The 23,732-nt window shown below is 69.8% G+C and carries 23 protein-coding genes; 15 read left to right on the top strand and 8 right to left on the bottom strand.

Annotated features, from left to right (window positions below; genetic code table 11):
- Positions 1-4: 4 nt before the first annotated feature.
- From AC1Q9M_RS15275 to AC1Q9M_RS15260, 4 genes are all read right to left on the bottom strand, one after another.
- Positions 5-1,390 (bottom strand): MATE family efflux transporter, encoded by a 1,386-nt coding sequence (locus AC1Q9M_RS15275; RefSeq protein ID WP_492434515.1) that lies wholly within the window; start codon positions 1,388-1,390, stop codon positions 5-7.
- A gap of 12 nt (positions 1,391-1,402) precedes the next feature.
- The gene (locus AC1Q9M_RS15270; protein WP_382322626.1) at positions 1,403-2,110 is read right to left on the bottom strand and encodes an SDR family oxidoreductase; all 708 of its coding nucleotides are present in this window, start codon (positions 2,108-2,110) and stop codon (positions 1,403-1,405) included.
- A gap of 99 nt (positions 2,111-2,209) precedes the next feature.
- Positions 2,210-2,806, bottom strand: coding sequence for a TetR/AcrR family transcriptional regulator (locus AC1Q9M_RS15265; protein ID WP_382322625.1), 597 nt, complete (start codon positions 2,804-2,806; stop codon positions 2,210-2,212).
- A 73-nt stretch (positions 2,807-2,879) separates the two neighbouring features.
- A complete protein-coding gene (locus tag AC1Q9M_RS15260) occupies positions 2,880-3,497 on the bottom strand; it encodes a TetR/AcrR family transcriptional regulator (RefSeq protein ID WP_382163658.1) in 618 nt (205 codons plus the stop codon).
- Positions 3,498-3,597: 100 nt separating this feature from the next.
- Between AC1Q9M_RS15260 and AC1Q9M_RS15255 the strand changes: the two genes are divergently transcribed.
- Both AC1Q9M_RS15255 and AC1Q9M_RS15250 read left to right on the top strand, forming a co-directional pair.
- On the top strand, positions 3,598-4,338 hold the full coding sequence (locus AC1Q9M_RS15255; RefSeq protein ID WP_492434514.1) for an SDR family NAD(P)-dependent oxidoreductase: 741 nt from the start codon (positions 3,598-3,600) through the stop codon (positions 4,336-4,338).
- Entirely contained in the window at positions 4,335-4,670 is a 336-nt protein-coding gene (locus AC1Q9M_RS15250) for a DMT family transporter (RefSeq protein ID WP_291111674.1), read from the top strand. The genes AC1Q9M_RS15255 and AC1Q9M_RS15250 overlap by 4 nt, the downstream gene beginning before the upstream one ends.
- Positions 4,671-4,676: 6 nt before the next feature.
- Here the strand turns inward: AC1Q9M_RS15250 and AC1Q9M_RS15245 are convergent, their stop codons facing one another.
- Positions 4,677-5,348, bottom strand: a complete 672-nt coding sequence (locus AC1Q9M_RS15245) for a TetR/AcrR family transcriptional regulator (RefSeq protein WP_492434513.1) — start codon at positions 5,346-5,348, stop codon at positions 4,677-4,679.
- 142 nt (positions 5,349-5,490) lie between these two features.
- Here AC1Q9M_RS15245 and AC1Q9M_RS15240 point away from each other — a divergent pair, with 142 nt between their 5' ends.
- Genes AC1Q9M_RS15240 through AC1Q9M_RS15230 form a run of 3 tightly spaced genes read left to right on the top strand, consistent with a single transcriptional unit; the run spans position 5,491 to position 9,003 of the window.
- Positions 5,491-6,297, top strand: a complete 807-nt coding sequence (locus AC1Q9M_RS15240; RefSeq protein ID WP_444687769.1) for an SDR family NAD(P)-dependent oxidoreductase — start codon at positions 5,491-5,493, stop codon at positions 6,295-6,297.
- A 14-nt stretch (positions 6,298-6,311) separates the two neighbouring features.
- A complete protein-coding gene (locus AC1Q9M_RS15235) occupies positions 6,312-7,448 on the top strand; it encodes a DUF5938 domain-containing protein (RefSeq protein WP_382327797.1) in 1,137 nt (378 codons plus the stop codon).
- 13 nt (positions 7,449-7,461) lie between these two features.
- A complete protein-coding gene (locus tag AC1Q9M_RS15230; protein ID WP_492434512.1) occupies positions 7,462-9,003 on the top strand; it encodes an AMP-binding protein in 1,542 nt (513 codons plus the stop codon).
- Here the strand turns inward: AC1Q9M_RS15230 and AC1Q9M_RS15225 are convergent.
- Entirely contained in the window at positions 9,000-9,917 is a 918-nt protein-coding gene (locus AC1Q9M_RS15225; protein WP_492434511.1) for a LysR family transcriptional regulator, read from the bottom strand. The two genes, AC1Q9M_RS15230 and AC1Q9M_RS15225, sit on opposite strands and share 4 nt — an antisense overlap.
- A 104-nt stretch (positions 9,918-10,021) precedes the next feature.
- Here AC1Q9M_RS15225 and AC1Q9M_RS15220 point away from each other — a divergent pair, with 104 nt between their 5' ends.
- Together AC1Q9M_RS15220 and AC1Q9M_RS15215 are read left to right on the top strand one after the other, a co-directional pair.
- Entirely contained in the window at positions 10,022-11,119 is a 1,098-nt protein-coding gene (locus tag AC1Q9M_RS15220) for an alkene reductase (RefSeq protein WP_492434510.1), read from the top strand.
- A gap of 41 nt (positions 11,120-11,160) precedes the next feature.
- Entirely contained in the window at positions 11,161-12,180 is a 1,020-nt protein-coding gene (locus tag AC1Q9M_RS15215; protein WP_492434509.1) for a zinc-binding alcohol dehydrogenase family protein, read from the top strand.
- Between the two features lie 13 nt (positions 12,181-12,193).
- Here the strand turns inward: AC1Q9M_RS15215 and AC1Q9M_RS15210 are convergent, their stop codons facing one another.
- Positions 12,194-13,573 (bottom strand): sigma-54 interaction domain-containing protein, encoded by a 1,380-nt coding sequence (locus AC1Q9M_RS15210; RefSeq protein WP_492434508.1) that lies wholly within the window; start codon positions 13,571-13,573, stop codon positions 12,194-12,196.
- A 213-nt stretch (positions 13,574-13,786) separates the two neighbouring features.
- On the opposite strand from AC1Q9M_RS15210, the gene AC1Q9M_RS15205 reads away from it, so the two are divergent.
- Both AC1Q9M_RS15205 and AC1Q9M_RS15200 read left to right on the top strand, forming a co-directional pair.
- Positions 13,787-14,569: an alpha/beta fold hydrolase gene (locus AC1Q9M_RS15205; RefSeq protein ID WP_492434507.1), complete on the top strand. Its 783-nt coding sequence runs from the start codon at positions 13,787-13,789 to the stop codon at positions 14,567-14,569.
- A gap of 22 nt (positions 14,570-14,591) precedes the next feature.
- Positions 14,592-16,259, top strand: coding sequence for an MFS transporter (locus AC1Q9M_RS15200; RefSeq protein WP_444687764.1), 1,668 nt, complete (start codon positions 14,592-14,594; stop codon positions 16,257-16,259).
- 16 nt (positions 16,260-16,275) lie between these two features.
- Here AC1Q9M_RS15200 and AC1Q9M_RS15195 read toward each other — a convergent pair whose 3' ends face one another.
- Positions 16,276-17,181: a LysR substrate-binding domain-containing protein gene (locus tag AC1Q9M_RS15195; RefSeq protein ID WP_382322614.1), complete on the bottom strand. Its 906-nt coding sequence runs from the start codon at positions 17,179-17,181 to the stop codon at positions 16,276-16,278.
- Positions 17,182-17,411: 230 nt separating this feature from the next.
- On the opposite strand from AC1Q9M_RS15195, the gene phnD reads away from it, so the two are divergent.
- Genes phnD through phnY form a run of 6 tightly spaced genes read left to right on the top strand, consistent with a single transcriptional unit; the run spans position 17,412 to position 23,725 of the window.
- Complete coding sequence (gene phnD, locus AC1Q9M_RS15190; RefSeq protein WP_382325808.1) at positions 17,412-18,275, top strand: phosphonate ABC transporter substrate-binding protein; 864 nt, start codon at positions 17,412-17,414, stop codon at positions 18,273-18,275.
- A complete protein-coding gene (phnC, locus tag AC1Q9M_RS15185) occupies positions 18,272-19,102 on the top strand; it encodes a phosphonate ABC transporter ATP-binding protein (RefSeq protein ID WP_444687763.1) in 831 nt (276 codons plus the stop codon). The genes phnD and phnC overlap by 4 nt, the downstream gene beginning before the upstream one ends.
- Positions 19,099-19,917: a phosphonate ABC transporter, permease protein PhnE gene (gene phnE, locus AC1Q9M_RS15180; protein ID WP_492434506.1), complete on the top strand. Its 819-nt coding sequence runs from the start codon at positions 19,099-19,101 to the stop codon at positions 19,915-19,917. Before phnC ends, phnE begins: the two co-directional genes overlap by 4 nt.
- Positions 19,917-21,164, top strand: coding sequence for a phosphonoacetate hydrolase (phnA, locus tag AC1Q9M_RS15175; protein WP_492434505.1), 1,248 nt, complete (start codon positions 19,917-19,919; stop codon positions 21,162-21,164). Before phnE ends, phnA begins: the two co-directional genes overlap by 1 nt.
- Before the next feature lie 9 nt (positions 21,165-21,173).
- A complete protein-coding gene (gene psrA, locus AC1Q9M_RS15170) occupies positions 21,174-22,274 on the top strand; it encodes an iron-containing alcohol dehydrogenase PsrA (protein ID WP_492434504.1) in 1,101 nt (366 codons plus the stop codon).
- Entirely contained in the window at positions 22,271-23,725 is a 1,455-nt protein-coding gene (phnY, locus tag AC1Q9M_RS15165; RefSeq protein WP_382327805.1) for a phosphonoacetaldehyde dehydrogenase, read from the top strand. The genes psrA and phnY overlap by 4 nt, the downstream gene beginning before the upstream one ends.
- The last annotated feature ends 7 nt before the right edge of the window (positions 23,726-23,732 follow it).

Here is a 23,732-nt window from a genome sequence, read left to right as displayed (position 1 = left end):
GGGCTCAGCGCGTCCAGCTGCCCAGCCGGATCGCGATCGCCAGGGTGGAACCATAAACGACCAGGCTGAGCGCGACCACCGCGAACAGGCCGCTGGCCGAGGTCTGGAACACATGCACGCAGAGCCAGCCGCCCACCCCGAGGATGACGAGGCGGCCCATGCTGCCCGCGAGCGGCCAGAACATGCGGCCCGCGCCCTGCGAAGCGAAGAACAGCGCCAGGCCCAGGCCGAAGAAGCCGTAACAGCCGCCCACGATGTTCAGGTAGCTGGCGCCGAAGGCCAGCACCGCGGCGTCCTGCGTGAAGAGGTTCATCCACAGCCCGGGTGCGATCGCGGTCGCCACGCCGATGGCGCCCGTGATGGCCGCCACCACCGCGCCACCGGCCCAGGCCACGCGCACCGCGCGCGGGGCCTGCCCCGCGCCCATGTTGGTCGCGACCATCGCGGTCAGCGCGGTGCCGAAGCCGAACGCGATCGGTACCAGGATGTACTCGAGCCGCGCCGCCACGCCATAGCCCGCGAGCGCGGCCGTGCCGTAGTGGCCCACGAAGGCCGTGGCCACCGCGATGGAGGCGTTGCTGATCACCGGGCTGAGCGAGGCCGGCAGGCCCACGCGCAGGATCTCGCGCCACAGCGAGCGCTGGGGCCACCACGGTGTGCGCCCCAGGTGCACCGCGCCGTCGCGGCGCAGCAGCCAGGCCACCATCACCAGGGCCGACAGCGCGTTCACCGTGAGCGTGCTCAGGGCCGCGCCGGCCACGCCGATGCCCGGCACCGGGCCCCAGCCGAACACCAGCAGCGGGCTCAGGCCCAGGTGCATCAGCGCGGTGGCCACCAGCAGCAGCGAGGGCAGCAGCATGTTGCCCGCGCCGCGCACCACGGCGGCCAGCACGTTGGTGAACCAGATCACCGCGGCGCCCGCGAACAGCGCGTTCGAATACGCCAGCGCCGCCTCCAGCGCCGGCCCGCGCCCACCCATGGCGGCGAAGATGCCGCGCCCGCCGCCGAGCATGGCCGCCATGAACAGCACTGCCAGCAGCGCGGCGATCAACAAGGCCTGCTGCGCCAGCCGGCTCGCGTCCTCGCGCCGGCCCGCGCCCAGCGCGCGCGCCACGGCGGCGGTGGTCGCGCCGCCGATGCCACCGGCCGACATCTGCAGCATCAGCATCGACAAGGGGAACACCAGCGCGATGCCGGCGAGCGCGTCCGCCCCCACCAACCCGAGGATGTAGCCGTCGTAGCCGATCACGATGGTCATGGCGAACAGGCCCATCACATTGGGCGTGGCCAGCCGGAACAGCGTGGGCAGCAGCGGCGCGTGCAGCATCTGCTGCACGCGGGTCTGGGCGGGGTCGGCGCGCGGTGCGTCGACGGGCAGGACAGCGCTCATGGGGGGCTCCGCTCAGGCGCGCGCATCGCGCAGGTAGATGCCGGGTTCGGCCGAGAGGCCGCGCTTGACCTGCTGCGTGAGCTCGTCGCCCAGCACCTCCTCGGCACCGGCTTCCAGCGCGTCGAAGGCGCGGCGCACGATGGCCTCGGGTGTGGACTTGGGCATCTCGATGCCGCGCGTGAGGTCGGTGTCCACGAAACCCATGTGCAGGCCCAGCACCTGCGTGCCCTGCGCGCGCAGGTCGTGGCGCAGCCCGTTCGTGAGCGCCCAGGCGGCGGACTTGCTCGCGCCGTAGACCGACAGCATGGGCGAGTTGATCCAGCTCGCGATCGACAGCACGTTGAGCAGCGCGCCGCCGCCGTTGGCCGCGAGCACCGGCGCGAAGGCCTGGCTCACGCGCAGCAGGCCGAAGAAGTTGGTCTCCAGGTGCGCGCGCGCCGAGGCCTCAGCCCCATCGGCGAGGAAGCCGCCCAGCGAAGCGATGCCGGCGTTGTTCACCACCAGCGTCACGTCGCTCGCGTGGCGCGCCGCGGCGGCGACCGCCGCCGGGTCGGTCACGTCCAGCGCGATCGGCTCCACGCCCGGCAGCGTCACGCTGGCCGGGTTGCGCGCCCCGGCGTAGACCTTGCGCGCGCCGCGCGCCAGCGCCTCGCGCGCGAAGGCCAGGCCGATGCCCCGGTTGGCGCCGGTGATGAGAACGGTGGCGTTGTGAAGCTGCATGGTGAAAGTCCAGTCAATGAAGGAAGGGAGACAAGGTGAATATGACGATCGTCATATTTGTGGGTGAAGCAAAACGGGGCACATGAAAGCCGGCAGGGTTCAGGTGGAAGGGGAAGAAGAAACGTCGTGCCGCGCCAGCAGGGCGCGGCGGTTGTCGGCCAGCAGGGCCTTGCCCTCGGCGTTGTCGCCCAGCGCGCGCGCCAGCTGCAGCGCGCCCACCAGCTGGCTGGCGATGGCGGCGGCCAGGCCGGGGGCCGCGCCCTCGGGCAGCGCGCGCTCGACCGCCGACACCAGGCCGCGCACGCGCTCGGCGGCGGCGGCGCGCACATCGGGCGACTGGCGCGGCATCTCCGACACCAGGGCCGCGACCGCGCAACCGTTTTCGGTGCCGCTCAGGTGGCGCTCCGACAGGTAACCGTCCACCAGCGCGCGCAGGGGGCTCGCACCCTCGGCCTCGCGCGCGGCGTTGCCCTTGGCGATGCGCGCCGCGCTCTGCTGCCCGGCGTGCGCCAGGGCCTCGGCCAGCAGCGCGTCGCGCGAGGCGAAGTGGGCGTAGAAGCCGCCGTGGGTCAGGCCGGCCTCTTTCATGATGTCGGCCACGCCCACGCCCTGGAAACCCGCGCGGCGGATCGCCCGCGACGCGGTGTCCACGATGCGTTCGTGCGTGAGGGCCTTGCGGTTGGGCGCGATTTCCATGGTGGCGGGATTGTAGCCGTCAATATGATGATCGTCATATTTCACCCGATCAACGGCGCAACCGCGCCCGGCGCTAACGCTTCGACGCCACCACCACCGAGCTGCGCCACGAGGCCATCGCGCAGTCAACGATGCGCAGCAGCTGTTCCTCGCCCATGCCGTCGCGCGCCTGCATCGACAGGCCCTCGAGCACCGTGGTGTAGTACATCGCGAGCAGCGCCGAGTCGACCTGCGGCGGCACGTCGCCGTCGGCGATGCCGCACTCGATGCGGTGCTGGATCGCGTCCTGCGCGCGCAGGCGCAGCTCGCGCAGGTGGGCGCGCACCTTCTCGTTGGCCGGCACGCCCACGGTGGCGCCGAGCACCACCATGCAGCCGCTGGGCCGGCTCGGGTTCACGTAGGCGATGGCGTGGCTGCGCAGCATGGCCGCGATGGCCTCGAAGGCCGTGGGCTCGTCGGTCAGCGCCAGCTCGGCCTCGGGATTCTCCGTGCGCTCGTAGAGGTCCACCGCCTCGCGGAACAGCGCTTCCTTGGAGCCGAAGGCCGCGTAGAGGCTGGGCGGGTTGATGCCCATGGCCGTGGTGAGGTCGGCGATGGACGTGCCGTCGTAGCCGCGGTCCCAGAACACCAGCATGGCTTTGGCGAGCACGGCATCGCGCGCGAAACCGGGTGGGCGACCTCGGGTGGCCATGGCGTTTCCTTTCTGTATGAGTGGTCGAAGAATTCGGGCCGGGCGCGAACCGGTCCGCCTTTCTACCATTTTGAAGTCATCACTACGAAAAGGACTCGACATGAAACCGCTCCAGGGCAAAGTGGCGTTCGTCACCGGCGGCAGCCGGGGCATCGGCGCGGCCATCGCGCGCCAGCTCGCGCAGCACGGCGCCGAGGTGGCCTTTACCCACCAGCACGTCTCGGCGCAGGCGCAGCGCACCCACGACGCCATCGTGGCCGAGGGCGTGCGCTGCAGCGCCATCCAGGCCGACAGCGCGGACCGCCTGGCCCTGGCCGCCGCGGTGGGCCGCGCGCGCGAGGTGCACGGCCGGCTGGACATCCTGGTCAACAACGCGGGCATCTACGCCGGTGGCGCCATCGACGAGACCACCGATGCGCAGCTCGACGCGCTGGTCGCCGTGCACATGGCCGCGACGGTGATCGCCACGCGCGCCGCGGTGCCGCACATGGCGCCGGGCGGCAGCGTGATCAGCATCGGCAGCTGCCTCTCGGAGCGCGTGCCGGAGGCGGGCTGGAGCCTGTACGCGATGAGCAAGGCCGCGCTGGTCGGCCTCACCAAGGGCCTGGCGCGCGACCTCGGGCCGCGCGGCATCACGGCCAACCTGGTGCTGCCCGGCCCGATCAACACCGACATGAACCCGTCGGACAGCCCGCAGGCCGAGGGCGAGCGCGCCCATGTGGCGCTGGGCCGGTACGGTGAGCCGCACGAGGTGGCGGCGCTGGTGGCCTTCCTGGCCGGCGACGGCGCGCGCTTCATCACGGGCGCATCGATCGCCGTCGACGGGGGGTACGCCGCATGATCGCCTCTCAGGAAAAAACCGCCTGGCTGATCCTGCTCTTCGCGGCCCTGCTGGAGCCGGTGTGGCTGATCGCGCTCAAGCGCTCGCAGGAGTTCACCGTGTTCTGGCCCAGCGTGATTGGCCTCGGCGTGGTCGCGCTGAGCCTGGGCCTGCTGACGCTGGCCCTGCGCGACCTGCCCATGGGCACCGCCTACGCCGTGTGGGTGGGCGTGGGCTGCGTGACGGTGGCGCTGTCGGGCATCACCTGGATGGGGGAGAGCGGCGACCCGTTCCGGCTCGCCTGCATGGGCCTGATCCTGGTCGGCGTGGCCGGCCTCAAGGCCACGACGTAGCGCCGCTCAGGCGGCGGCGGTGGCGGGCCTGCGCCGGGGCGCCTTCTTCGCGCGCTGGGGCGCGGCGGCGGCGGGCGCGTCGATCATCTGCAGCACCACCAGGCGCACGCCGGCCTGCAGGGTGGCGATGGCCTTCCTGTCGCCCGAGAGGTGCTTGAGCAGGGCCTGCTGGAACAGGCCGTCGAGCAGGGCGTAGGCCACCTCGCTCGGCGCCTTCACCGGCGCGCCCGCGAGCTCCGAGAGGCGCTGCATCACGCGCCAGATCATTTTCTCCAGGCTCTTGTCGATGGCCTCCACGTCGTCGCGCAGCGCCTCCTCGAACAGCGCCTGCGAGCGCAGGTCGTACCAGAGCCGGTGCATGGTGGTCTCGGTGCGCAGCGTCTCGCCCAGCGCCTCGGCAAAACCGTCGAGCAGTTGTTCGAAGTGGGTGGAGGTCGTCGTGACCTCGTCGTAGCGCGTCACGCAGCGCGCCTTGTACTGGCGCACGCTGCACAGGATCAGGTCGAGCTTGTCGGTGAAGTAGTAATGCAGCACGCCGTGCGAGAACGCCGAGTTCTGCGCGATCTCGCGCAGGCTGGTGCGCGCGTAGCCCAGGTCGGCCAGCGTCTGCAGCGCGGCCTCGCCGAGTTCGGCGCGGCGTTCATTGAACTTGTCGTTGCGGGGGGGCGCTTTGCTCATCGGGCCATTGTAAGGACGGCCGCCCGCCCGCGCCATTCGAATTTGGACAGTCGTCAAGAAAAATCTTGACACTTGTCAAGAAAGCTCCGTAGCATGGAGCCGTTCCTCGAAGAACACGGTCCACACACACCAGGAGACAAACATGGCGAAGTTCGATCTGACCGGCCGCAAGGCCCTGGTCACCGGGGGCGCGCGCGGCCTCGGCGAAGGCATGGCACAGGCGCTCGCGGCAGCGGGTGCCTCGGTGATGATTGGCGACGTGCTCACGTCGCTCGGCCAGGAGACGGCGGGCAAGCTGCCCGTCACCGGCGGCGCGAAAGCCGGTTTCGTGAAGCTCGACGTGACGCAGGAGGCCGACTGGCAGGCCGCCGTGAAGGCCACGGTGGACACGCTGGGCGGCTTCGACATCCTGATCAACAACGCCGGCATCGAGGTCACCGCGCTGGTGGCCGACATCGAGCCCGAGGCGCTGCGCAAGATGCTGGACGTGAACATCGTCGGCACGGCGCTGGGCCTCAAGCACGCCTTCCGCGCCATGCGGCCCAACGGCGCTGCCGGCCAGGGCGGGGCGGTGGTCAACATCTCGTCGGTCGCGGCCACCATCGCCTTCCCCGCCATCGCGGGCTACTCGGCCACCAAGTCGGCGGTGGACCGCCTCACCCGCGTGGCCGCGATGGAGGCCGGCAAGCTCGGCTACGGCGTGCGCGTGAACTGCATCTACCCCGGCCTGGTGCCGACCGAGATGGGCATGAAGCTGGCCACCGACGTGGTGGCCGCCGGCCTGTTCGCCTCGCCCGACGCGGCGGTGGGCGCGATCATCGAGCAGACCCCCTCGGGCCGCTTGGGCGAGGTGGGCGACATGGCGGACGCGGTGGTCTTCCTCTGTTCGGACGCGGCGCGCTTCATCAACGGCGCGGGCCTGCCGGTCGACGGCGGCATGGGCATGTGAACCGGGAGAACACCATGAGCAAAACCAGCAAGAAACCCGTCATCGTCTACGGCGCCTCCGGCTACACCGGCCGCCTGGTCTGCGAGTACCTGCGCGAGTACAACATCCCCTTCATCGCCGCCGGCCGCAGCGCCGACAAGCTCAACGCCGCCATGCAGGCCAACGTGCCCGGCATCGAGACCGCGAGCTTCGAGGTGGTGGAGGTCGAGCACTCGGTCAAGGCGCTCACCGAGCTCTTCAAGGGCGCCTCGGTGGTGCTCAACACCGTCGGCCCGTTCGCGAAGTTCGGCCCCGAGGTGGTGCAGGCCTGCCTGGCCGCGAAGTGCCACTACACCGACACCACCGGCGAGCAGGACTGGCTGATCACGCTGGACGAGCAGTACGGCGAGAAGTTCGCCAACGCCGGCCTGCTGCTCTCGCCCGGCCTGGCGCAGATGTACACCACCGGCGAGATCGCCGCGCAGCTCTGCCTGGAGACGCCCGGCCTGGACACGCTGGACATCGCGGTGTTCTGGGGCGGCAGTCCCACCATCGCGTCCACGCAGACCATCCTGGTCAATGCCGCCATGGCCAAGGCCTACCACCTGCAGCAGAACCAGTTCGTCGAATGGCAGCCCGACGCCGGGCTCTACCAGCTGGCGATTCCCGGCCAGCACGAGATGGCGCTGGCCCTGCCCTGGGGCGGCACCTCGCACCCGGTGTGGTTCAAGCGCGATCCGCGCGTGGCCAACGTGAAGGTGCTCGGCGGCGTGTTCAACAAGCCGCTGATGCAGGGCGTGCCGCTGATCGTGGCCGCCGCGCTGGAAGCCACCAAGGACATGAATCCCGACGACCGCTACGCCGCGCTCGCGCAGACCGCGGCCGGCGTGATGAACACCATGCCGCCGCGCGAGAACCCGCGCATCAACAAGTCGGTCGACTCGGTGCACGCCTCGGGCCCGCTGGGTCGCGCGCACTGCGTCATCTTCGGCAACTGCAACTACAAGCAGACCGGGATGATGCAGGCCTTCGCCGCCAACTGGCTGCTGCAGCAGCCACCGAAGCGCGTGGGTTTCGCCTCGGGCTGCCAGGCCTTCGGCCACCACGAGCTGCTCGGTGCGTTGCGCGGCTTCGGCCTGGTGCAGGCCCCGGTGCTGACCGTGCACGTGTGAAACGGGCCCCTCCATGCGACTGATCGACTACCTCGACAAGGGGGCCATGCTCGGCCCGGACGCGCCCTGTCTCTCGATGGGTGGCATGGACCTGAGCTACGACGACGTGCGGCGCATCAGCCACCGCGTGGCGCGCGCGCTGGCGCGCACCGGCATCGACCCCGGCGCCAAGGTGGCGGTGCTCTCCAGCAACGACGCGCTGGCCTTTGCCTGCGTGTTCGGCATCTCGCGCGCGGGCGCCGTGTGGTGCCCGGTGAACCCGCGCAACGAGGCCTCGGAAAACCGCTACGTGCTCGACGCCTTCGACTGCAGCTGCCTGATCTTCCACAGCGCCTACGCGCCCATGGTCGAGCAGATGCGCGCGCAGCTGCCCAAGGTGCGCGTGTACGTGTGCCTCGACGCCGTGCTGCCCTTCGCGCCCTCCTGGGCGCAATGGGCCGACGGCACCAGCGACGAGCCGGTGGAGGTGCTCCCGGTGGACGACCTCGCCATGATCGCGGGCACCGGCGGCACCACCGGCAGCCCGAAGGGCGTGATGCTCTCGGGCCGCAACCTGGAGACCATGAGCGCGCTCACGCTCATGGGTTACCCGTTCGACGGCCGGCCCACCTACCTCGCGCTCGCGCCGCTCACGCACGCGGCCGGCGTGTTGTGCCTGCCGGTGATGGCGCTGGGCGGGCGCGTGGTCATCATGCCCAAGCCCGACCTGGGCGAGTTCCTGTCGCTGATCGAGCGCCACCGCGTCACCCACACCTTCCTGCCGCCCACGCTGATCTACATGCTGCTGCAGCACGAGCGGCTGGCCACGACCCAGCTCGATTCGCTGCAGTGCTTCTGGTACGGCGCCGCGCCGATCTCGGCCGCGCGGCTGGAAGACGCCTTGAGCAAGATCGGCCCGGTGATGGCGCAGCTCTTCGGCCAGACCGAGGCGCCGATGATGATTTCCATGATGTCGCCGCGCGAACACTTCCACGCCGACGGCAGCGTGGCGCGCGAGCGCCTCTCGTCCGCCGGGCGGCCCGGCCCGCTGGTGCAGGTGGCGACCATGGACAGCGAAGGCGTGCTGCTGCCCCCGGGCGGGACCGGCGAGATCGTGGTGCGCAGCTCGCTGGTGATGATGGGCTACTACCAGGATCCGAAAGCCACGGCCGAGGCCGGCCGCTTCGGCTGGCACCACACCGGCGACATCGGCCGGCTGGACGCGGACGGTTTCCTCTACATCGTCGACCGCGCCAAGGACATGATCATCACCGGCGGTTTCAACGTCTATTCGGTCGAGGTTGAGCAGGCACTGATGCAGCACCCCGACGTGCAGGACAGCGCCGTGATCGGCCTGCCCGACGAGAAGTGGGGCGAGGCGGTGGTGGCGGTGCTGCAGCCGCACGCGGGTCGCGCGCTCGTGCCCGAGGAGATCATCGCCTTCGTGAAGGCGCGCATCGGCAGCGTGAAGGCGCCCAAGCGGGTCGAGGTCTGGCCCGACCTGCCGCGCTCCAAGGTCGGCAAGGTGATGAAGAAGGACATCCGCGCCGAGCTGCTGGCGCGCATGGGGCGCTAAGCCGGCGCCTGAGCGAGCAAAGGCGCCGTGCGCTCCACGATGAAGTCGCGCAGGCAGCGAACCAGCGGCGTGAGCTGGCGCCGGCTGGGCATCACGAGGAACAGCGGCACGGCCTCGGTGGTCCAGTCGGTGCACAGGGCTTGCAGGCGGCCCTGCGCCAGGTCGTCGGCCACGTCGAAGAACGATTTGTAGGCGATGCCCTTACCCAGCAGGGCCCAGCGCCGCACCGCGTCGCCGTCGTTGGACACGTTGACGCTTTTCACGCGCACGGTGATCTCCGGGCTGGCGTCCCCGCGCGAGAAGCGCCAGCGGTCGTGCACCTCGTCGTGGAGCATGAAGCACAGGCAGTCGTGCCCGGTCAGCTCGTGCGGTGTCGCGGGCGCGCCGTGCCGCGCCAGGTAGGCCGGCGAGGCGCACAGCACGCGCCGGTGCGAGGCCGCCAGCGGCAGGGCCACGAGGTTGGAGTCCGGCGGTTTGCCATAACGGAAGGCCGCATCCACCGGGCTGCTGTAGACGTTGGCGATGCTGTCCGACAGCAGCAGGCGGATGTCCACCTGCGGGTGCGAGTCCTGGAACTGATTGAGCCAGGGCAGCAGCAGGTTGCGGCCGAGGTCGGACGGCGCGGCGAGCTGCAGCACGCCGCGCAAGGCCTGTTCGCCCGCGCCGATCTGCTGGCTCGCCTGCTGCAGCGCCTCCAGCGCCGGGCGGCACTGTTCGAGGAAGCGCTCGCCCTGTTGCGTGAGCCGCAGGCTGCGCGTGGAGCGCACGAACAGCGGCACGCCCAGTTCGGCCTCCAGCCGCTTGAGCGCGGCGCTGGTGGCGGCCGGCGTGAGGTCGAGCGCGCGCGCCGTGGCCGACAGGCTGCCGCTGTCGACGGTGCGCACGAAGATGTCCAGGTCCTGCAGGGCTTTCATGATTTTCAAATTTTGCTTGAAGATGGATTCAAAGACCAGGTGGTTTTTCAAATGAATGGATCGCGAGACCATGCTGTCCATTCCCACTTCACCGAAAGCCCACCATGACCTCCCCCCTGTTCCGCCCCCTCGAACTCGGCCCGCTGCACCTGCCCAACCGCCTGGTGATGGCGCCGCTCACGCGCAGCCGCAGCAGCCAGCCCGGCAACGTGCCCAACGAACTCATGGCCTGCTACTACGCGCAGCGCGCCAGCGCCGGCCTGATCGTGTCCGAAGCCACCCAGATCTCGCCGCAGGGCCAGGGCTACAGCTTCACGCCCGGCATCCACAGCGAGGCCCAGGTGGACGGCTGGCGCCGCGTGACCGACGCGGTGCACGCGGCCGGCGGGCGCATGGTGCTGCAGCTTTGGCACGTGGGCCGCATGTCGCACGCCAGCTTCCACGCCGACGGCCTGCCGGTGGCGCCCTCGGCCCTCTCGCCCGACGCCAAGGTCTGGGTGATGGGCGAGGACGGCGTGGGCCGCATGCTGGATGCCCCGGTGCCGCGCGAGATGACCGCGCAGGACATCCAGACCGTGATCGGCGACTACCGCCGCGCCGCCGCCAACGCCATGCGCGCCGGTTTCGACGGCGTGGAGATCCACGGCGCCAACGGGTACCTGATCGACCAGTTCCTGCGCACCACCTCGAACCACCGCACCGACGCCTACGGCGGCGGCACGGCGCAACGCACGCGCTTCGCCGCCGAGGTGGCCGCCGCCGTGGCCAGCGAAGCCGGCGCGGAGCGCACCGGCATGCGGCTGGCGCCCTTCATCACCCAGCGCAACATGGACTGCCCCGAGATCGTGCCCACCATCCTGCACCTGGCCAAACAGCTCGACGAGATCGGCCTGGCCTACCTCCACCTGGCCGAGGCCGACTGGGACGACGCGCGCCAGGTGCCCGAGGCGTTCCGCCGCGAGCTGCGCCGCGCCTACCAGGGCCGCGTGATCGTCGCGGGCAAGTACGACGCCCAGCGCGCCGATGCCATCCTGAAGGAAGGCCTGGCCGACCTGGTGGCCTTCGGCCGGCCCTTCATCGCCAACCCCGACCTGCCGGCGCGACTCGCCGCCAAGCTGCCGCTGGCCGAGCTCGATCCGACGACGCTGTTCGGCGGCGGCGCGCGCGGCTACACGGACTACGCCGCCCTGGCCGCCGCGTGATGCCCTCCTTTCCCCTTTTCTCCATCTTTGAAAGCAAGACCATGAAAGCCGTTGGATACCAGAAGCCCCAGGCCATCAGCGAACCCGACTCGTTGATCGACATCACCCTGCCCGACCCCGTGGCCACGGGCCGCGACCTGCTGGTCGAGGTGAAAGCCGTGTCGGTCAACCCGGTGGACACCAAGGTGCGCAAGAGCGGCGCGCCGGCCGAGGGCGAGGCGTACAAGGTGCTGGGCTGGGACGCCAGCGGCATCGTCAAGGCCGTGGGCCCGGAGGTCACGCTGTTCCAGCCGGGCGACCGCGTCTGGTACGCCGGCTCCATCGCGCGCCCGGGCACCAACAGCGAACTGCACCGGGTGGACGAGCGCATCGTCGGCCACATGCCAACGTCGCTCGACTTCGCGCAGGCCGCCGCGCTGCCGCTGACCGCCATCACCGCCTGGGAGATGCTGTTCGACCGCCTGGGCATCGCCCCGGGCAAGGCGCCCAGTTCGAAGACGCTGCTCATCATCGGCGCCTCGGGCGGCGTGGGCTCCATCCTCACGCAGCTGGCCACGCGCCTGACCAGCCTCACCGTCATCGGCACCGCCTCGCGGCCCGAGACCCAGGCCTGGGTCAAGGAGCTGGGCGCGCACCACGTGATCGACCACGGCCAGCCCATTGCGCAAGAGCTCAAGCGCATCGGCTTTCCCCAGGTGGACCACATCGTGAGCCTCACGCAGACCGACGCGCACTTCGACCAGATCGTCGAGGCCATCGCGCCGCAGGGCCAATTCGGCCTGATCGACGACCCGGTCTCGCTGGACGTGACCAAGTTCAAGCGCAAGTCGGTCTCGGTGCACTGGGAACTGATGTTCACGCGCGCGCTGTTCGGCACGGCCGACATGGTCGGCCAGCACCGCCTGCTCAACGAGGTGGCCGCGCTGGTCGATGCCGGCCTGATCCGCACCACGCTGGCCGAGCACTTCGGCCCCATCAACGCCGCCAACCTGAAGCGCGCCCACGCCCTGATCGAATCGGGCAAGGCGCGCGGCAAGGTGGTGCTCGAAGGCTGGGCCTGAGCGGCGCCGCGGTTCAGCCCGCGCCCAGGCGGCGCAGCTCGCGGTAGAGCGAGGCCCGGCTGATGCCCAGCAGCCGCGCGGCCTCGTCTTTCCGGCCCTCGGCCGCGCGCAGGGCCTGGCGGATGCGCGCGTCCCGCTCGCGGTCCAGCCCGCCCTGCAGCGAGTAGCCGCCGTCCGCCGCATTCGCTGCATCCGCCACGGGGCGCCCGGTGTCGGCGCCCAGGCCGGCGTCCTCGTCCAGCGCCACCTCGCCCGAGAGCAGGAAGCGCAGCAGCGCGTTCTCCAGCTGGCGCGTGTTGCCCGGCCAGGGGCACTGCACGAAGCGCGCGAGCACCGCCGCCGGCATGCGGCGCGGCTCCAGGCCCTCGCGCTGCGCCACGCGCTGCAGCAGCAGGCCGATGAAGTCCGCCAGGTCGTCGCGCTCGCGCAGCGCCGGCATGCGCAGGCCGGCCACGTTCAGGCGGTAGTACAGGTCGAGCCGGAAGGCGCCGCGCCGCACCAGGGCGGGCAGGTCGCGGTGGGTCGCGCAGACGATGCGCGTGTCGATCGCGATCGGCGCGGTGCCGCCCAGGCGCACGATCTCCTGGTTCTGCACCGCGCGCAGCAGGCTGGCCTGCAGGTGCAGCGGCATGTCGCCGATCTCGTCGAGGAACAGCGTGCCGCCGTTGGCGATCTCGAACTTGCCGGGCTTGCCCCGGGCGCGCGCGCCGGTGAAGGCGCCACTCTCGTAGCCGAACAGCTCCGCGTCGATCAGGCCCTCGGGGATGGAGGCGCAGTTCACCCACACGAAGGGGCGCCGCGCCCGCGCCGAGTGCGCGTGGATGGCGTGCGCGGCCAGTTCCTTGCCGCTGCCGCTCTCGCCCTGGATCAGCACCGGCAGCGCGTGCTGCGCGGCCTGCACGATGCGCGCGCGCAGGGCGTCCATGCGCGCGCCCGTGCCGATCAGGTCCTGCACGCCGTGGCGCGCCACCCAGCCGCTGCCCGCGCTGCGGATCGACAGGTCCTGCTGCGCCGCCAGCGCCACCGCCTTCTTCAGCGCGTTCAGGTTGGAGAACAGCGCCAGCCCGACCGCGCCGATGATGCGGTCGTCCTGGTACACCGGCACCTGGCGCGCGAACAGCTGCTGCCCTCGCACCTCCAGCGGCACGCCCGTCACCACCGCCTCGCCCTGCGCCACGAGGTGCAGGCGCGTCTTCTCCGACACCACCTCGGTGATGTGGCGGCCGATGAAATCCTCCTGCCGGCCGCCGAGCAGGCGGCAGTAGGGCTCGTTGATCAGGACCACGCGCCCTTCGGTGTCGACGGCGACCAGGCAGTCCGACACGTGGTCCAGCAGGCGGCGCAGAAAGACCGCCTCGTTCTGGCCGGAGCCGAACCAGTCGGGAAAGGGCATGGTGGGTTCCTCTCGGTTCTCAGATTTGAGACGCGAATTTGAGACTAGCCGCCGGCCGCGAAACCGTCAATCGGGCCCAACGCGCGGTTTTTCCCTTGAGAAACAACGGTCTTGCCTCGCGGGGCGGCCGAGGCGCGCACTGGCACATGTCGTGCGAAGACGGGCAGGCCGCCTGGCGGCGGCTTTTCTCAGCCCAACCCTGGAGACCCCAAGATGAGTTCCACATTGATCGGCGACACGCGCGTCACGGTGCACGGCAGCGGCCCCACCCTGTTCCTGTGCCACGGCTTCACGACCACCGGCGCGTTCTGGCGCGAACAGATCGAGGCCTTCTCGACCACCCACCGGCTGGTCATCATCGACCTGCCCGGGCACGGCAGCTCGCCGCGCCCGGCCCACCGCGACTACACCATGGAGGCCTTCGTGAGCGACCTCGAACGGGTCTTCGACACGCTGCGCATCACCGAGGCCGTGCTCATCGGCCTCTCGATGGGGGGCACGATCGCCCAGGCCTTCGCGCTCAAGAACCCCCACCTTCTGCGCGCGCTGGTGCTCGTGGGCGCCACGCCCCACGGCCTGGGGCCGGACGTGCGCGTGGACAACGTGCTCAAGGCGATCGACGAACTGGGCGTGGAGCCGGCCAGCCAGGCGGTCATCGAGCGCTCGTTCGGCTCGGTGGCGCCGCGCGCGCTGATCGACTTCGCGCGCCAGGAGGTGACGCAGACGCCCGCCTTCGTCGCCCGCCAGGCGATCGCCTCGCTCAACGCGGCCGACTCGCGCGCGCAGCTGGCCCGGCTGCAGCTGCCGGCGCTGGTGGTCTGCGGCGAAGAGGACCGCATCACGCCGCCCGCCGAATCGCGCGCGCTGGCCCAGGGCCTGCCGCACGCCGAGCTGCTGCTGATCCCGCAGGCCGCGCACTTCCCCATGCTGGAGCAGCCGGCCGCGTTCAACGACGGCCTGCGCCACTTCATCGGCCGGCTTCCTGCGGTTCAATAAACACCATCACGGAGACAAGATCATGAGCACAACAACACCTTCCCCCGCCGAGACGCGCCGCGTCGTCTTCGCCGCCGCCCTCGGCACCGTGTTCGAGTGGTACGACTTCTTCATCTACGGCAGCCTGGCCGTGTTCTTCGGCGCCCTGTTCTTTCCGCAGGGCAACGAATCCGCCGCCATCCTCGCCTCGCTCGCCACCTTCGGCGCGGGCTTCGTGCTGCGGCCTTTCGGCGCCGTGTTCTTCGGCCGCCTGGGCGACACGGTGGGGCGCAAGAAAACCTTCCTCATCACCATGATGATCATGGGCGTGGCCACCGCGGCCATCGGTTTCCTGCCGACCTTCGAGACCATCGGCTGGGCCGCGCCGGCCATCCTGGTCTCGCTGCGCCTGCTGCAGGGCCTGGCCATCGGGGGCGAGTTCGGCGGTGCCGTGACCTACATCGCCGAACACTCACCGGTGCGCCGGCGCGGCTTCATGACCAGCTGGCTGCAGATCACCGGCACCATCGGGCTGCTGCTGTCGCTGGCGGTGATCCTCGCGCTGCGCTCGGTGCTCAGCCCCGAGCAGTTCCTCGCCTGGGGCTGGCGCGTGCCCTTCATGCTCTCCATCCTGCTGCTGGCCTACTCCATGTACGTGCGCGCGCGCCTCGAAGAGTCGCCCGTGTTCCAGCAGATGAAGGCCGAAGGCCGGGGCTCGCGCAACCCGATCAAGGACACCTTCGCGCACGGCCCCACGCTGCGCATCGTGCTCGTCACCATCTTCGGCGCGGTCGCCGGCCAGGCCGTGATCTGGTACACCGCCCACTTCTACAGCCTGCAGTTCCTCACCGCCACGCTCAAGCTGCCGCCCCAGTCGGCCTACGCCTACCTCACCATCGCGCTCATCCTCGCCACGCCCTTCTTCGTGTTCTTCGGCTGGCTCTCCGACCTCATCGGGCGCAAGTGGATCATGCTCACGGGCTGCCTGCTCTCCGCGCTGCTCTTCATTCCCATCTTCGAAGGCATGGCGAAGTACGGCAACCCGGGCCTGCAGGAATTCCGCGAGCGCACGGTGGTGGTCATCGAAGGCGGCGACTGCCGCGAAGACCAGACCTTCATCGGCCAGCTGTTCCAGCCCAAGGCCACCAAGCCCTGCACGCGCGCGCGCTCCTTCCTCGCGGCCAACAGCGTGCCCTACACCATCCAGCCCGCCAGCGGCGAGCTGCGCGTGGTGCTGGGCGAGCAGCGCTGGGACGGCTTCGACCAGGCCGCGCTGCGCGAGGCGCTGATCGAGCGCGGCATGCCGGTGAGCGCCGACCCGGCGCGCATCAACGCGCCCATGGTGGTGCTGATGCTGTTCTGCCTGGTGTTCCTGGCCACCATGGTCTACGGCCCCATGGGCGCCTTCCTGGTCGAGCAGTTCCCCACGCGCGTGCGCTACAGCGGCGTCTCGGTGGCCCTGCAGTTCGGCAACGGCTGGATCGGCGGCTTCGCCCCCTTCATCGCCACGGCCATGGTGGTCGCCTCGGGCAACATCTTCCAGGGGCTGGTCTACACCGTGGCGGTGTCGGCCCTCGCGGTGCTCATCGGCGCGCTCTTCGTGCGCGACCGACACCGCACGGGCATGGACGACGCCACGGGGATCGTCGAGGCGCCGGCCGTGGTCTCGCCGCCGGGCGCGCTGCAGGTGAAGAGCCCGCCCCTTCGGTAAAACCGTCCCTTCGCGCCTACCGTCCGTTGCCTTTCTTGCGGGCCGGCCGGTGGACGCCTTCGGTGGGCGGCGACACGGTCTCGAAGAACGCGTGCACCATGCGCGCGCTGCGCCGCTCGGCCAGGCACAGCACGTGCGCGTAGGTGTAGATGTCCGCGTCGCTGATGCTCACCAGGTGCAGGCCCGGGCCGGGCACGAACTCCACCGTGGACACCGCGGCGATGCCGATGTCCTGCGACACGGCCTCGCGGATCACCTCGCGGCTGCTGATCTCCATCACCACCTCGGGCTCCACGCCGGCCTTGTGCAAGGCCAGCTCCAGCGCCTTGCGCGTGGTCGAGCCCTGCTCGCGCAGGATCATGCGCTCGCCCTGCAGCTCGGCCAGCCGGATGCTGCGGCGCCGCGCGAAGCGGTGCTCGCTGGAGGTGAAGATGCCCACCGGGTGGCGGCTGAACGGCACCGAGAGGAAACGGTCGTCCTTCACCAGCTGCGCGAGCACGCCCACGTCGGCGCGGTAGTCGAGCAGGCGGTCCAGCACGTCCTGCGAGTTGCCGGTGCTCACGCTGACCTTGATGGCCGGGTAGTGCTGGCTGAAGTCCGCCAGCATCCGGGTCACGTGGTACGGCCCCACGGCCGCCACGCGCAGCTGGCCGGTGCGCAGCTCGCCCGCGTCGCGCAGCAGGCTCACCGCGTCGCCCTCCAGGCTGAAGATGTTCTGCGCCAGCTGCATCAGCTGTTCGCCCAGCTGCGTGAGCTGCACGCGGCGACCGCTGCGGTGGAACAGCTCCACCTTGTAGCTCTCCTCGAGAAAGCGCACCTGCGTGGTGATGGTGGGCTGGCTCACGTGCAGGTGCTCCGCGGCCTTGGTGAAACTGCCCATGCGGGCCACGGCGTAGAAGGATCGGAGCTGGGTCAGTCGCATAGAAAAATTGTATAGAACTCCGCCAATCTTTGAATTGGTCTCGGCTGAACGGCGGTGGTTTACTGCGTCCAGAGCGGTGCAGGAGTCGACAGAACCACCGGACGCTCGTGATTTTTCATCGTTGTCACAGGCGCGTCACACCCGGCTGAAAAACTCCAAGCCGGGCAAGTCCGCTCAGTCGAAGATGGAGAATTTTCATGTCCCTACAAACCCCCGGAGACAAGCTCATGATGAATCGCAGAAAGGTGCTGATCGGCACCGCCGCCACCGTGGCCGGCACGATCGCCTTCCCCGCCCGCTCGCAACAGGTGCTCACCGTCGGCCTGATCCCGTCGGAAGACTCCCGCGCCATGATCGCCAACAGCCAGAAGATGATGGACATGCTGTCCGCCGCGCTGGGCATGCCGGTCAAGCCCTTCGTGGCGGCCGACTACAACGGCGTGATCGAGGCGCTGCGCTCCAAGCGCCTGGACGTGGCCTACCTCGGCCCGTTCTCGTACGTGCTCGGCGCCACCATCGCGCCCATCGAGGCCTTCGCCGTGGCCGAAACCAAGAAGGCCGGGCGCACGTTCTATTACAGCCAGGTGATCGCGCACAAGGACAGCGGCATCAGGACCGTGGCCGACTTGAAGGGCAAGACCTTCGCCTTCGTCGACCCCAGTTCCACCTCGGGCCACCTGTTCCCCAAGGCCGGTCTCATGAAGGCCGGCTTCGACACCGACAAGGACTTCGGCCGCGTGATCTTCTCGGGCTCGCACGACTCCAGCGCGATCGCCGTGCAGAACAAGAAGGTGGACGCCGCCGCCATCGCCGACCGCATCCTGGACGCGGCCATCGCCAAGGGCCTGGCCAAGCGCGAGGACCTGGTCGAGGTGTGGAAGTCCGACCCCATCCCCGAGTCGCCCACCGTGTGGCGCACCGACCTGCCGGCCGATCTCAAGAAGCGCGTGCAGGCCGCCTTCCTGCAGGTCAAGGACATCCCCTGGTCCGACCAGGGCCAGCTCAACGGCTTCCACCCCACCAACGACGCGGCCTACAACGTGATCCGCGACACCGCCAAGCTGCTCAACCTCGATCTGAGGAAGATGAAATGATCGAGATCCGCAACCTCACCAAGCGCTACGGCGACTTCGTGGCCTTGCACGACGTCAGCCTGAGCGTGGCCAAGGGCGAGTTCGTCGTGATCCTGGGCGCCTCGGGTGCGGGCAAGTCCACGCTGCTGCGCTGCATCAACCACCTCGCCGAGCCCTCGGGCGGCGAGATCCGGGTGGACGGCGAGCTCTCGCGCGGCGACCGCGCCGGCCTGCGCAAGGTGCGCCGCGACGTGGCCATGATCTTCCAGCACTACAACGTGGTGCCGCGCCTCTCGGTGCTGAAGAACGTGCTCACCGGCCGCCTGGGCTCCATGCCCGCGCTGATGTCGTGGTTCCAGCTGTTCCCGCGCGAGGACATCGACGCCGCGCGCGAATGCCTGCGCCGCGTCGAGCTCGAGCACAAGGCCGACGTGCGCACCGACACCCTCTCGGGCGGGCAGAAGCAGCGCGTGGGCATCGCCCGCGCCCTGGCGCAGCACCCCAAGGTGATCCTGGCCGACGAGCCCGTGGCCAGCCTGGACCCCAAGACCTCGCGCAAGGTGCTGCGTTACCTGCAGCAGGCCAGCCGCGACTCCGGCATCACCGTGATCTGCAACCTGCACCAGGTGGACTACGCGCGCGAGTTCGGCCAGCGCGTGATCGGCGTGGCCGGTGGGCGCATCGTGTTCGAGGGCCGGCCCGACGAACTCACCGACGAGGTGCTGCAGCGCATCTACCCCGGCGGCCTCGAAGGCCCGACCCCACCCGACGCACCGGCGGCCTCGGTGGCCGCGCCGTCCCCTGTCGCGGCGCACGCCGCTCCCCAACTGGCTTTGGAGCAACCATGATCGGCATCGGACGCTACAACCTGCTCGTCGCCAAGAGCGGCGGCAACGACGGCTGGTGGAAATACGCCGTCACCGGCCTGGCCCTGCTCGCCGTCATCTGGTGGGCCGCCATCGGCAGCCAGGTCAGCCTCAGCGAACTGGTCAAGGGCGCGCCCTGGATCGGCGACTTCCTCTCGCGCATGTTCCCGCCCAACTGGGAATTCGCGTCCAAGCTGGTCACGCCCGCCATCGAGACCGTGCAGATCGCGATCTGGGGCACGCTGCTGGCCTTCGTGCTCGCGGTGCCGGTGTGTTTCCTGGCCGCGCGCAACCTCTCGCCGCACCCCGTGGTGTTCCACTTCATGCGCCAGGTGCTCAACATCATGCGCGGCATCAACGAGATCATCCTCGCGCTGATCTTCGTCGCCGCCGTCGGCCTGGGCCCGTTCCCCGGTGTGCTCGCCCTCGCGCTGCACGGCGCCGGCATGCTGGGCAAGTTCTTCGCCGAGTCCATCGAAGACATCGACCAGGGCCCGATCGAAGCCCTGCGCTCCACCGGCGCGGGCCCGATCCAGATCATCATCTTCGGCGTGCTGCCGCAGGTGGTCACGACCTGGATCGCCGTCATCCTCTACCGCTTCGAGACCAACCTGCGCCAGGCCACCGTGCTGGGCATGGTGGGCGCGGGCGGCATCGGCTTCGAACTGGTGGGCAGCATGAAGCTGTTCCAGTACCAGGACACGGCCACCTGCATTCTCGTGATCGTGGCCATGGTCATGACCGCCGATTACGTTTCCAGCAAGCTTCGCGCTTGGATCCAACAAGGAGCACGTTGATGGCCCCGGACCAATTCAAACTCAAGGTCAATGACCGCGAGTACAACAAGCCGGCGCAGCCGGTGGTGGTGGTGTGTGTCGATGGCTGCGAGCCCGACTACATCACGCAGGCCATCCAGGCCGGCGTGGCACCCTTCCTGAAAAAGATGCTGGCCAAGGGCACCTCGCTGGTCGGCGACTGCGTGGTCCCCAGCTTCACCAACCCCAACAACCTGTCCATCGTCACCGGCGCGCCACCCTCGGTGCACGGCATCTGCGGCAACTACTTCCTCGACACCGCGCTGGGCAAGGAAGTGATGATGAACGACCCGGCCTACCTGCGCGCCGAGACGCTGCTGGCCGCGTTCTCCCGGGCCGGTGCGAGCGTGGCCGTGGTCACCGCCAAGGACAAGCTGCGCACCCTGCTGGGCCACCAGCTCCAGGGCGGCATCTGCTTCTCGGCCGAGAAGGCCGACAAGGCCACCGTGGCCGACAGCGGCATCGACCGGGTGCTCGAGCTCGTGGGCAAGCCCGTGCCCTCGGTCTACAGCGCCGACCTGAGCGAGTTCGTGTTCGCCGCCGGTGTGAAGCTGCTGGAGGCGCGCCGCCCCGACCTGATGTACCTCTCCACCACCGACTACGTGCAGCACAAGTGCGCGCCGGGCACGCAGGGCGCGAACGACTTCTACGCCATGATGGACGGTTACCTCGCCCAACTCGACGCGCTCGGTGCCGTGATCGCGCTCACCGCCGACCACGGCATGAGCCCCAAGACCGACGCCGCCGGCCAGCCGCGCATCGTCTTCCTGCAGGAGGTGCTGGACGAAACCGCCGGGGCCGATGGCAGCCGCGTGATCTTGCCCATCACCGACCCCTACGTGGTGCACCACGGCGCGCTCGGCTCCTTCGCCACCGTCTACCTGCCGCGCGGCGCGAACGCCCGCACCATCGCCAGCGCCCTCATGAGCCACGACGGCATCGAAGCCGTGCTCACGCGCGACGAGGCCGCCGAACGCTTCGAGCTGCCGCCCGACCGCATCGGCGACCTGGTGGTGATCTCCGACCACCTCACCGTGCTGGGCACGCGCGCCGCCGAGCACGACCTCAGCGGCCTGACCGTGCCGCTGCGCTCGCACGGCGGCCTGTCCGAACAGAAGGTGCCGCTGCTGTTCAACCGGAAGCTGCAAGGCCTGCTCCCCGGGCGCCGGCTGCGCAACTTCGACATCTTCGACCTGGCGCTCAACCACGCCGTGCTCACGACCGCCTGAAGGCTTTCCATGACCGCGAACTACTTCAATCCCGTGCACAGCGTGTACGGGCCAGGGGCCCTGTTGTCTCTGCCGAAGCTGCTGGGGGGCCGCAGGGCCGCCCTGGTGACCTTCCCCGAGGCGCGCCAGCTCGGCCTGCTGGCCCGGCTGGAGGGCGTGCTCGGCGCGCAGCTGGCCTGCGTGATCGACCAGGTGCTGCCCAACCCCGACGTGGCCGAACTCGCGGCGACGCACGAGGCCTTCTGGCGCGAACACGCCGACGTGGAGGTCATCGTGGCCGTCGGTGGCGGCAGCGCCATCGACACCGCCAAGGCGCTCATGGTCGGCACCGCCAGCGGCCGCTTCCAGGAGCTGGTCGACCTGCTGGCCACCGGCGCGGCCTTCACGCCGCACGCGGTCAAGACCCTGATCGCCGTGCCCACCACCGCCGGCACCGGCAGCGAGGTCACGCCGTGGGCCACCATCTGGGACCGGGAAAGCCAGAAGAAGTACTCGCTGCACCTGCCGCAGACCTGGCCCACGGCGGCCCTCATCGACCCCGAGCTGATGCTCTCGCTGCCGCCCGCGGTGACGCTGCAGAGCGGGCTCGATGCCTTGTCGCACGCGCTCGAATCGATCTGGAACGTCAACGCCAACCCGGTCTCGGACGCGTTCGCGATCTCGGCGGTGAAGGACATCCTGGACGTGCTGCCGCGCCTGATGCGCGAGCTCGGCAACCTGGAGCTGCGCGGGCGCATGGCGCTGGCCGCGCTCAAGGCCGGCATGGCGTTCTCCAACACCAAGACGGCGCTGGCGCATTCCATCTCGTACGAGATGACGCTGCGCTACGGCCTGCCGCACGGCATCGCCTGCTCCTTCCCCTTGCCCATGGTGCTGGCGCGCGCCATCGGCCGCCGGGACGACCGCGACGCGGTGCTCGAGCAGGCGCTGGGCGGGCCGCTGTCCAGCGCCCCCGTGCGCCTGGCGCGCTTCATCGAACAGTTCGGCGTCGGCACGCGCTTCTGCGACTACGGCGTGAGCGACGAAGAAGCCGAACAGATGGTGCTGCACGCCCAGGGTGGCGCGCGCGGCAAGAATTTCATTGGCAGCGCCGAGGAGACCCTGGCATGAACGCACGCAACCCCTTGCGCGACAGCGAACACTTCCGCGCCGAGGCGCTGCGCATCGGCGGCGAGCGCATCGCGCGCGAACGCACGCTCGACGTGATCAACCCCTACAACCGCGAGCGCGTGGGCACCGTGCCCCTGGCCACACTGGACGACGTGCGCCGCGCGTACCACATCGCCCACGCCTACCAGGCCCAGCTCACGCGCTACGAGCGCTCCAGCATCCTGCAGAAGGCCTCGGCCCTGCTGCGCGCGCGCGCCGACGAGGCCTCCACGCTGATCACGCTGGAGTCGGGCCTGTGCAAGAAGGACTCGATGTACGAAATCGGCCGCGTGGCCGACGTGCTGGTGTTCGGCGCCAACGAGGCGCTGCGCGACGACGGCCAAGTGTTCTCCTGCGACCTCACGCCGCACGGCAAGAAGCGCAAGGTCATCACCATGCGCGAGCCGCTGCAAGGCGTGATCACCGCCATCACGCCGTTCAACCACCCCATGAACCAGGTGGCGCACAAGGTGGTGCCCAGCATCGCGACCAACAACCGCATGGTGCTCAAGCCCTCCGAGAAGGTGCCGCTCTCGGCCTACTTCCTGGCCGACATCCTGTACGAGGCCGGCCTGCCGCCCGAGATGTTCCAGGTCATCACCGGCGACCCGCGCGAGATCGCCGACGAGATGCTGGTCAACGAGCACGTGGACCTGATCACCTTCACCGGCGGGGTGCCCATCGGCAAGTACATCGCGCAGAAGGCCGGTTACCGCCGCATCGTGCTCGAACTCGGTGGCAACGACCCGCTGATCGTGATGGAGGACGCCGACCTCGACAAGGCCTCCGACCTCGCGGTGCAGGGCTCGTACAAGAACTCGGGCCAGCGCTGCACCGCGGTCAAGCGCATGCTGGTGCAGGCCTCGGTGGCGGCCGAGTTCACCGAACTCGTGGTGGAGAAGACCCGCCGCTGGCAGCACGGCGACCCCATGGACGCCAAGATGGACATGGGCACCGTGATCGACGCCCAGGCCGCCGAGCGCTTCCAGGCCCTGGTGAACGAAGCCGTATCGCAGGGCGCGCGCCTGCTCACCGGCAACCAGCGCGAGGGCGCGCTCTACGCACCGACCGTGCTCGACAACGTGCGGCCCGAGATGACCGTGGTGCGCGAGGAAACCTTCGGCCCGGTCTCGCCCATCATCACCTTCCGCGACATCGACGAAGCCATCCGCATCTCCAACGGCACGGCCTACGGTCTCTCGTCCGGCATCTGCACCAACCGCATGGACCACGCGACGCGCTTCGCGAAAGAGCTGGTGGTGGGCACGGTGAATGTGTGGGAAGTGCCAGGCTACCGCATCGAACTCACGCCCTTCGGCGGCATCAAGGACTCGGGCCTGGGCTACAAGGAAGGCGTGCAGGAGGCCATGAAGTCCTTCTGCAACGGCAAGACCTTCACCCTGCCCTGGTGAACCGGGG

The organism is Hydrogenophaga sp. GW823-FHT04C09 (assembly GCF_058796355.1).
The sequence above is the reverse complement of the archived record's forward strand: the minus strand, read 5'-3'. Positions and strand labels throughout refer to the sequence as shown.

Bases quoted from the DNA above. Each gene is read 5' to 3' on its own strand.
- AC1Q9M_RS15275 (WP_492434515.1), bottom strand. From the start codon at position 1,390: ATGAGCGCTGTCCTGCCCGTCGACGCACCGCGCGCCGACCCCGCCCAG.
- AC1Q9M_RS15270 (WP_382322626.1), bottom strand. From the start codon at position 2,110: ATGCAGCTTCACAACGCCACCGTTCTCATCACCGGCGCCAACCGGGGC.
- AC1Q9M_RS15265 (WP_382322625.1), bottom strand. From the start codon at position 2,806: ATGGAAATCGCGCCCAACCGCAAGGCCCTCACGCACGAACGCATCGTG.
- AC1Q9M_RS15260 (WP_382163658.1), bottom strand. From the start codon at position 3,497: ATGGCCACCCGAGGTCGCCCACCCGGTTTCGCGCGCGATGCCGTGCTC.
- AC1Q9M_RS15255 (WP_492434514.1), top strand. From the start codon at position 3,598: ATGAAACCGCTCCAGGGCAAAGTGGCGTTCGTCACCGGCGGCAGCCGG.
- AC1Q9M_RS15250 (WP_291111674.1), top strand. From the start codon at position 4,335: ATGATCGCCTCTCAGGAAAAAACCGCCTGGCTGATCCTGCTCTTCGCG.
- AC1Q9M_RS15245 (WP_492434513.1), bottom strand. From the start codon at position 5,348: ATGAGCAAAGCGCCCCCCCGCAACGACAAGTTCAATGAACGCCGCGCC.
- AC1Q9M_RS15240 (WP_444687769.1), top strand. From the start codon at position 5,491: ATGGCGAAGTTCGATCTGACCGGCCGCAAGGCCCTGGTCACCGGGGGC.
- AC1Q9M_RS15235 (WP_382327797.1), top strand. From the start codon at position 6,312: ATGAGCAAAACCAGCAAGAAACCCGTCATCGTCTACGGCGCCTCCGGC.
- AC1Q9M_RS15230 (WP_492434512.1), top strand. From the start codon at position 7,462: ATGCGACTGATCGACTACCTCGACAAGGGGGCCATGCTCGGCCCGGAC.
- AC1Q9M_RS15225 (WP_492434511.1), bottom strand. From the start codon at position 9,917: ATGAAAGCCCTGCAGGACCTGGACATCTTCGTGCGCACCGTCGACAGC.
- AC1Q9M_RS15220 (WP_492434510.1), top strand. From the start codon at position 10,022: ATGACCTCCCCCCTGTTCCGCCCCCTCGAACTCGGCCCGCTGCACCTG.
- AC1Q9M_RS15215 (WP_492434509.1), top strand. From the start codon at position 11,161: ATGAAAGCCGTTGGATACCAGAAGCCCCAGGCCATCAGCGAACCCGAC.
- AC1Q9M_RS15210 (WP_492434508.1), bottom strand. From the start codon at position 13,573: ATGCCCTTTCCCGACTGGTTCGGCTCCGGCCAGAACGAGGCGGTCTTT.
- AC1Q9M_RS15205 (WP_492434507.1), top strand. From the start codon at position 13,787: ATGAGTTCCACATTGATCGGCGACACGCGCGTCACGGTGCACGGCAGC.
- AC1Q9M_RS15200 (WP_444687764.1), top strand. From the start codon at position 14,592: ATGAGCACAACAACACCTTCCCCCGCCGAGACGCGCCGCGTCGTCTTC.
- AC1Q9M_RS15195 (WP_382322614.1), bottom strand. From the start codon at position 17,181: ATGCGACTGACCCAGCTCCGATCCTTCTACGCCGTGGCCCGCATGGGC.
- phnD (WP_382325808.1), top strand. From the start codon at position 17,412: ATGAATCGCAGAAAGGTGCTGATCGGCACCGCCGCCACCGTGGCCGGC.
- phnC (WP_444687763.1), top strand. From the start codon at position 18,272: ATGATCGAGATCCGCAACCTCACCAAGCGCTACGGCGACTTCGTGGCC.
- phnE (WP_492434506.1), top strand. From the start codon at position 19,099: ATGATCGGCATCGGACGCTACAACCTGCTCGTCGCCAAGAGCGGCGGC.
- phnA (WP_492434505.1), top strand. From the start codon at position 19,917: ATGGCCCCGGACCAATTCAAACTCAAGGTCAATGACCGCGAGTACAAC.
- psrA (WP_492434504.1), top strand. From the start codon at position 21,174: ATGACCGCGAACTACTTCAATCCCGTGCACAGCGTGTACGGGCCAGGG.
- phnY (WP_382327805.1), top strand. From the start codon at position 22,271: ATGAACGCACGCAACCCCTTGCGCGACAGCGAACACTTCCGCGCCGAG.